The organism is Exiguobacterium sp. s40 (assembly GCF_018617905.1).
Lineage (GTDB): Bacteria > Bacillota > Bacilli > Exiguobacteriales > Exiguobacteriaceae > Exiguobacterium > Exiguobacterium mexicanum_A.
This window is the reverse complement of sequence record NZ_JACSLC010000022.1, coordinates 1-6922: the sequence shown is the minus strand read 5'-3', so window position 1 is coordinate 6922 and position 6922 is coordinate 1. Positions and strand designations below refer to the sequence as shown.

8 protein-coding genes, 1 tRNA gene and 1 other RNA gene are annotated in these 6922 nt (G+C 46.6%); 8 read left to right on the top strand and 2 right to left on the bottom strand.

Going from position 1 to position 6922, the window contains the following annotated elements; genetic code table 11:
• Positions 1-34 precede the first annotated feature (34 nt).
• Positions 35-124: transfer RNA gene (locus KNP02_RS14080), tRNA-Ser, on the top strand.
• A gap of 166 nt (positions 125-290) precedes the next feature.
• Positions 291-1313: a hypothetical protein gene (locus KNP02_RS14075; RefSeq protein ID WP_214710107.1), complete on the top strand. Its 1023-nt coding sequence runs from the start codon at positions 291-293 to the stop codon at positions 1311-1313.
• 42 nt (positions 1314-1355) lie between these two features.
• On the opposite strand, the gene KNP02_RS14070 is transcribed toward KNP02_RS14075, so the two are convergent.
• Positions 1356-2027 carry a deoxynucleoside kinase gene (locus tag KNP02_RS14070; protein WP_021065290.1) on the bottom strand — a complete coding sequence of 224 codons (672 nt, stop codon included), beginning with the start codon at positions 2025-2027 and terminating at the stop codon, positions 1356-1358.
• Positions 2024-2659, bottom strand: coding sequence for a deoxynucleoside kinase (locus KNP02_RS14065; RefSeq protein WP_114167452.1), 636 nt, complete (start codon positions 2657-2659; stop codon positions 2024-2026). Before KNP02_RS14065 ends, KNP02_RS14070 begins: the two co-directional genes overlap by 4 nt.
• A 121-nt stretch (positions 2660-2780) precedes the next feature.
• Here KNP02_RS14065 and tadA point away from each other — a divergent pair, with 121 nt between their 5' ends.
• From tadA to KNP02_RS14035, 6 genes are all read left to right on the top strand, one after another.
• Positions 2781-3281 carry a tRNA adenosine(34) deaminase TadA gene (tadA, locus tag KNP02_RS14060; RefSeq protein ID WP_034781890.1) on the top strand — a complete coding sequence of 167 codons (501 nt, stop codon included), beginning with the start codon at positions 2781-2783 and terminating at the stop codon, positions 3279-3281.
• Between the two features lie 53 nt (positions 3282-3334).
• Positions 3335-3603: signal recognition particle sRNA large type (ffs, locus tag KNP02_RS14055), an RNA gene on the top strand.
• A gap of 94 nt (positions 3604-3697) precedes the next feature.
• Positions 3698-5374, top strand: coding sequence for a DNA polymerase III subunit gamma/tau (gene dnaX / locus KNP02_RS14050; protein WP_214710105.1), 1677 nt, complete (start codon positions 3698-3700; stop codon positions 5372-5374).
• A 15-nt stretch (positions 5375-5389) separates the two neighbouring features.
• Positions 5390-5707, top strand: a complete 318-nt coding sequence (locus KNP02_RS14045; protein WP_034781885.1) for a YbaB/EbfC family nucleoid-associated protein — start codon at positions 5390-5392, stop codon at positions 5705-5707.
• 22 nt (positions 5708-5729) lie between these two features.
• Positions 5730-6329: a recombination mediator RecR gene (recR, locus tag KNP02_RS14040; RefSeq protein WP_021065285.1), complete on the top strand. Its 600-nt coding sequence runs from the start codon at positions 5730-5732 to the stop codon at positions 6327-6329.
• Positions 6326-6550, top strand: a complete 225-nt coding sequence (locus KNP02_RS14035; RefSeq protein WP_034781883.1) for a YaaL family protein — start codon at positions 6326-6328, stop codon at positions 6548-6550. Before recR ends, KNP02_RS14035 begins: the two co-directional genes overlap by 4 nt.
• Positions 6551-6922 lie beyond the last annotated feature (372 nt).

Sequence of the window (6922 nt, the reverse complement as noted above, 5' to 3'; positions counted from 1 at the left end):
CTCCACTTTCTTTTTTTTACACTTTTTTAAGCCTGGAGTTGTACCCAAGCCCGGCTGAAGGGGACGGACTCGAAATCCGTTAGGAGTCGTAAGGCTCGCGTGGGTTCGAATCCCACCAACTCCGCTTGTTTTGGCATCTGCATGGGCAGATGCGTTTTTTTATGGTCGTAGACTCCGGTCTGCGGCTTTTTTTGTTTGTGGCAATCCGACGAAATCTGGCTAAGCCGCGCGTAAACCGGGAATCTACATAGAGTAGACTATAGTGGCGCGTAAGGAAGGAGATGAGCGTCATGGATTGGATTGAGATGTATATCGATGAGGTCGTACGGCATGTTCCTCCGAAACGGCGCGAGGAGGCGGCTACCTCGATTCGGCAATCGATCGAGGCGGCATTGCCCGAACACCCGACTGAGGCGGACGTGAAACGAGTGTTAGAAGAGATTGGGCATCCAACCGTCGTTGCCGCACGTTATAAGGAAGGACAGTATGTCATCGGACCACGTTTTTTCCCAATGTATGTGACCGTAATTAAACTTGTCGTTCCAATCGTCTTAGCTGTCGTTTTCTTCGGTCTCGCGTTGTCTAGCATGCCGACGTTCTCAGGACCGCTTATGCCGACGTTCTCAGGACCGCTTATGCCGACGATCGGCACATTTTTGACGAACATGTTCGATGCGCTATGGGAGGTCGGGATTCAGCTCGTGTTTTGGATTACGCTCGTCTTCTTTTTGATTGAGCGCTATGCACCTGATGATGTACTGGCGCCAGATATGAAATGGGATGTGTCCAAGCTGAAAGAACGGGTGAAGGGCGGTCGAATCAGTAAATTTGACGCAGGGTTTGGGTTGTTTTGGACAGCTGTGTGGTTTGGCGTGTATTTTAACGCCGAACAGTTACTAGGGATTTATGAATCTACGAACGCGGGGTTCACGATGATCACTCCCATCTTCAATCAAACGTTCCTGATGGATGTGATTTGGTTATTTGTGACCGTCATCTTGCTCCAAGTCGTACTTGGGGTATGGAAATGGATGAACGGACATTGGACGTATGCCCTCGCTTCGTTTAATTTGATCTACAATATTGCCTCGGCAACGTTCATCATCTGGATGGCCAGTTCCCCACAGTTACTCGACCCGCGATTTTTGAACTGGATCGAGACGAACGTTTTGAACGGCATGCTCTCGTTCGATTGGGTATTTGGATTGGTCGTCGCCATCACGATTTTGGCAGCAGTGTTTGATTCCATCGACGGTTTCCGAAAAGCTCGGAAGACGCCGACGTACCGGAAACCTCATATCGCCCACACATAAAAAGAAGGTGCACCGCTCAAGCGAGCGGTGCACCTTCTTTACTTATCTGACTTTCGCTTCGCGAGCGATCGTCAATTGTTTCTCGATTTTCTCCAAGATGAGTTCGACCGAGTTAGGGTCATTGATCAAGTCATACTCTTCGATTGAGAGACGAAGTACAGGGCAAAGGTTGAAGTTGTTGATCCACTCCGTATACCGAGCGTACATCTCTTCCCAATATGTGATCGGTGTTTGTTGTTCCATCTCGCGCCCGCGCATTTGAATGCGGTCGAGTACTTGCTCGAATGAGCCTTCAAGATAAATGAGAAGGTCAGGGTGTGGGAAGAATGGTGTCAGTACCATCGCTTCAAACAAACTTGAGTACGTCTCGTAGTCGGTTGGAGACATCGTCCCTTTTTCATAGTGCATCTTGGCAAAGATGCCAGTATCTTCGTAAATCGAGCGGTCTTGGATAAAGCCGCCGCCGTATTGGAAGATTTTCTTCTGTTCTTTGAACCGTTCAGCCAAGAAATAGATTTGAAGGTGGAAACTCCAACGCTCAAAATCATGATAAAATTTATCGAGATAAGGGTTCGTGTCTACTTTCTCGAGTGAAGTGCGGAAGTTGAGGGCATCGGCAAGTGAGTTCGTGATCGTTGATTTACCGATTCCGACCATTCCACCGATCGTGATGATCGTATCGTTCGGAATGTTATATTTTTCATTCAGCGTCATTTGATTTGTGCTCCTTTAGTCAATTCTAATTCACGTTCGATCGTCGAGAGGACGTGCGTCAAATCATCCGGGTTCTGGACAAAGTCGAGCTCATCTCCGCTAAACGAAAGAATCGTCACTTCGGGATGCGTCGCGCGGTATGATTCGATAAACGTTTCGTAATCATGAGCGAGCTGTTCGAGGTAATCGCGAGACATGTTCTCTTCTACTTCACGTCCACGCAAGGCGACACGTTTCATTAACGTCTCGATGCTGGCGTGTAAGTAGATGACGACATCAGGTTTCGGCATATCGTGTGTCAAAATCTTATAGATTTGCTCATATTTGTTCAAATGAGCTGGTCTCAGGGAACGGTGAGCGAAAATTAAGTTCTTGAAAATATGATAGTCAGAAACGACGGATTGCTGTTGACTCAAGTGGTGTTTGTGGATATCGTCTAATTGCTTGAAGCGATTGCAAAGGAAGAACATCTCCGTTTGGAAGCTCCATTCGTCGATATCTTCATAAAACTTGCCGAGAAACGGATTCTCTTCTACAATTTCATTCAACATCTGCATTGAAAAGTGCTGACTGATGATATGGGCCAGTGACGTTTTCCCGACACCAATCGGTCCCTCTACCGTTATAAACATATGATGTCATCCTCCATTATCCAAAGTGCAAGTTCCATTCTAGCATACAATGAAGTGGATAGGGCGAGCGAAATGATTTTCATTTTTTTTCATAATAAGTGATCAGAAACGGAGTGTGTATATGGAACGAGATGAACGATTTATGAGGCTTGCCATTGAAGAAGCAAAGAAGGCGGAAGCAATCGGCGAAGTCCCGATTGGATGCGTCATCGTTAAAGGTGATGAGGTGATTGCCGTCGGACATAATCGTCGGGAAACCGACTTGTTGGCAGCGGCCCACGCCGAGATGATTGCGATTGAGCAGGCAAACCAGACGCTCGGCAACTGGCGTTTAGAGGATTGTGAACTGTTCGTCACGTTAGAGCCGTGTCCGATGTGTGCGGGTGCCATCGTGCTGTCTCGTGTGAAGCGGGTCATCTTTGGTGCCCACGATCCGAAGGGTGGATGTTGCGGGACGCTCATGAACCTCGTCCAAGACGAACGCTTCAACCACCAAGCTGAAGTAACTGAAAATGTTTTAGCAGAAGAGTGTGGGGAGTTGCTGACGATCTTCTTCCGAAACCTTAGAGAACGGAAGAAGCAGGCGCGGCTTGAACAGAGAGGTTGCAACCCATCTGATTAAACAGTATAATGTAATAGCACTCAACGTAGTGCCTAACTTCATTTACCCATTTGCCGTGCTAGGCGGGGAGGTAGCGGTGCCCTGTAACTCGCAATCCGCTATAGCGAGACTGAATTCCGATTCGAGGGAGTGCATTGGTGTGGCCTGTCCTCGTGTAAGTGGCGTTGACGTCTGAGTCCTGCGCAACGGTCACCCATGAACCAGGTCAGGTCCGGAAGGAAGCAGCCTTAAGTGGTGACGTACCGTGTGCCGCAGGGGTGCTTGGGCCGAGCAAACTGCATGAGTAACGCACATTGACGTGCTTTCAGAAATCGGTGCGCGGCAGATTTATTTAATAACTTCAATCTACGGCCCCAGGGTTGTAGATTTTTTTGTATGATGAAATAGAGAATGTAAGGAAGAAAGGAGGCGGGGACATGGCGTATCAAGCGTTGTATCGGGTTTATCGTCCGCAGTCGTTCCAAGAGGTTGTCGGTCAAATTCATATCACACGCACGATTCAAAATGCGTTGCTTGAGGAACGAATGTCACATGCCTATTTGTTCTCAGGTCCACGAGGGACCGGGAAGACAAGTCTGGCGAAAATTATCGCGAAAGCCATCAACTGCGAGACGGCGCCTACACGAGAGCCGTGTAATACGTGCCCGACTTGTATTGCAATCACGGAAGGGACAAGCCCGGACGTGTTTGAAATCGATGCGGCTTCAAATAACGGGGTCGACGAGATTCGAGAAATTCGGGATAAAGTCAAATATCCGCCTTCTCAAGCGCGCTTCAAAGTATATATCATTGATGAAGTGCATATGCTTTCGACAGGTGCCTTCAACGCCTTGTTAAAGACGTTAGAAGAACCGCCGGCGCATGCCATCTTTATTTTGGCGACGACAGAACCGCATAAAATTCCAGCAACTATCATCTCGCGTTGCCAGCGTTTTGATGTGAAACGGCATGAAGTCGGTCAATTGCAGACACGTATGGCATATATCTTGAACGATCAAGATTATGACTATGATCCAGAGGCGCTCAAGCTGATTGCCCGTGCTGCCGATGGTGGGATGCGCGATGCACTCAGCCTGCTCGATCAAGCGCTCGCTTTTAGCGATGGCCGTTTGACCGAAGACGCTGTGCTAGAAGTGACCGGCGCGGTGACAGATGATGCTCTGCTCGATATGGCTTACGGCTTACAGAAAAAGCAACTTGATCAAATTTTGAGTACGTTGGAAACGATGCTGCGTGAAGGTAAGGATTTGAAGCGATTCATTGAAGATCTCGTATTCGTTCATCGTGACGCCTTACTATTAAAGGCCTCACCTCAAGCGGTCGATTTACTCGAACGCGCTCGCCCGACAGAGACGTTCCGACAATTTGTTGAAGCGACGTCGACAGATGAACTATTCCAAGTGATTGAAGAGTTGAATGATTGTCAGCAACAGATGCGATTATCGAATCATCCGAAAGTTTTGGTGGAACTAACGTTTATTCGTATCGCCGAACAAGGGCGGACGATGACAGAACAGATGAAACAACTTCAAGAGCAGGTCCGTGAACTGAGTCGCGAGTTGAGTGAAGTCAAAAAAACGGGAGTTCCTGCAGCGGAAGCAACAACAGAGAAACCTAAAGTTGCCAAGCGAACTCAAATTCGAGTCCCGAAGGAACGCATCCGTCAATTATTGCAACGAGCGGAAAGACAACATTTAAACGCAATACGTGATAGCTGGGAAGATATCATGGGGAATATCCGAACGCAGGATGGTCCAATTTTTGCACTATTCTATGAGAGTGAAGCTGTGCTTTGTGCTAGTGACACCTTACTGGTACAATTTAAAGATGGGATGACGTGGCACTACGAGCAAGTTAGCTCGAACGGTCGCACGCGAGACGTGATTGAACAAGCCTTGTTTGAAGTGACGGGAATTCGTCGAGAAATCATGGCCGTACTAGAGACCGATTGGGTTGAGTTGAAGAATGAGTTCATCCTTCGTAAACAAGCTGAACGTTCGGATCATAAAGAAGAGGAAGTGGTTGAAGAAGATCCACTTGTCTCGAAGGCCGTTGAACGTTTCGGTGACGTCGTTGAAATTGAAGAAGTTTAAAAGGAGGCGCTCTACATGCGTGGAATGGGAAACATGAACAATATGATGAAGCAAATGCAGAAAATGCAAAAAGATATGGCGAAAGCTCAAGAAGAATTGAAAGACTTGACTGTTGAAGGTACGGCAGGTGGCGGCATGGTAAAAGTTATCGTCAGTGGACATAAAGAAGTGCTAGATGTCATCATCGCTGAAGATGCTGTCGATCCAGATGACGTCGAAATGTTGCAAGATCTTGTTTTGGCAGCAGTTAACGACGGGATGAAGCAAGCTGACCAACTCGTTAATGACAAAATGGGACGTTTTACGCAAGGGATGAACCTTCCAGGCTTTTAAGTGAAGAAAGGAACGATGTGAGTTGCAATACCCTGAAGCGATCGGACGTTTGATTGAAAGCTTTACCAAATTGCCGGGCATTGGTCCGAAAACTGCCATACGTCTAGCATTCCACGTATTAGATATGGAAGAAGACGATGTGCTGACGTTCGCTAAGGCTCTTGTCAGCGCTAAACGTGATATTAAATATTGTACGGTATGCGGGCACATTACAGATGTTGACCCATGCGCGATTTGTACGGATTCCCATCGCGACGAGACGGTGGTCTGTGTTGTTCAAGATTCTAGAGATGTGATTGCGATGGAGAAGATGCGAGAGTATCGTGGGAAGTACCATGTCTTGCATGGGGCGATTAGCCCAATGGAAGGGATTGGTCCTGAAGATATTAACGTGTCGAGCTTGTTAACGCGTCTTCAAGAAAATGAAGCGATTAGTGAAGTGATTTTGGCCACTAACCCGAACATCGAAGGGGAAGCGACTTCAATGTATCTGTCCCGACTCTTAAAACCGACTGGAATTCGTGTAACGCGTCTGGCGCACGGTTTACCTGTAGGCGGCGATCTAGAATATGCGGATGAAGTGACCTTATCAAGAGCGATGGAAGGTAGACGCGAACTATGAGATGGTTTCGCAAACCTCTCCGAGACGGATATGACCAACGATTTTTGTTAGAGCTGTTAGATGCTAAGGCGAAGTACGAATCGAAACGTCACATACTTGAAGTGAGTATCGAAGACACTGGGGAATTAGCAGCGCAAGTTAAACAAGCGGAAGCATTGTACTTCTTTTACTTAAAAGAGGCGAAGCAACGCAAAGTTTCACTTTCGAATTTAAGATCGTAAGGCGAGATATTCCATCTCGCCTTTTTATATGCCGAATGGTTAGGTCCATTCAACGTTCACTTTTTTCTCTATATAATGAAGAAACTAGAAATGCGTTCATCATTTTCTACAAAAAATGCAGACGACTAAGAAATAATTTAAAGTTTTTCTGAAAAAGCTATTGTGTATTCAAAGTTTTATTGATATATTAATAGACGTCGCCGAGAGCGGTTTTAAAAATCTAAAAAAGATATTGACTTCTCGTTAATAGCTTGTTAAGATATTTAAGTCGCCAAGAACGACAGACGAACTTTGAAAACTGAACGATGAGGCAAAAATGTTTTACAATTTTTGAATGAAGCGCAAGCTTCGTCATTTTTAAAGAGCTATATC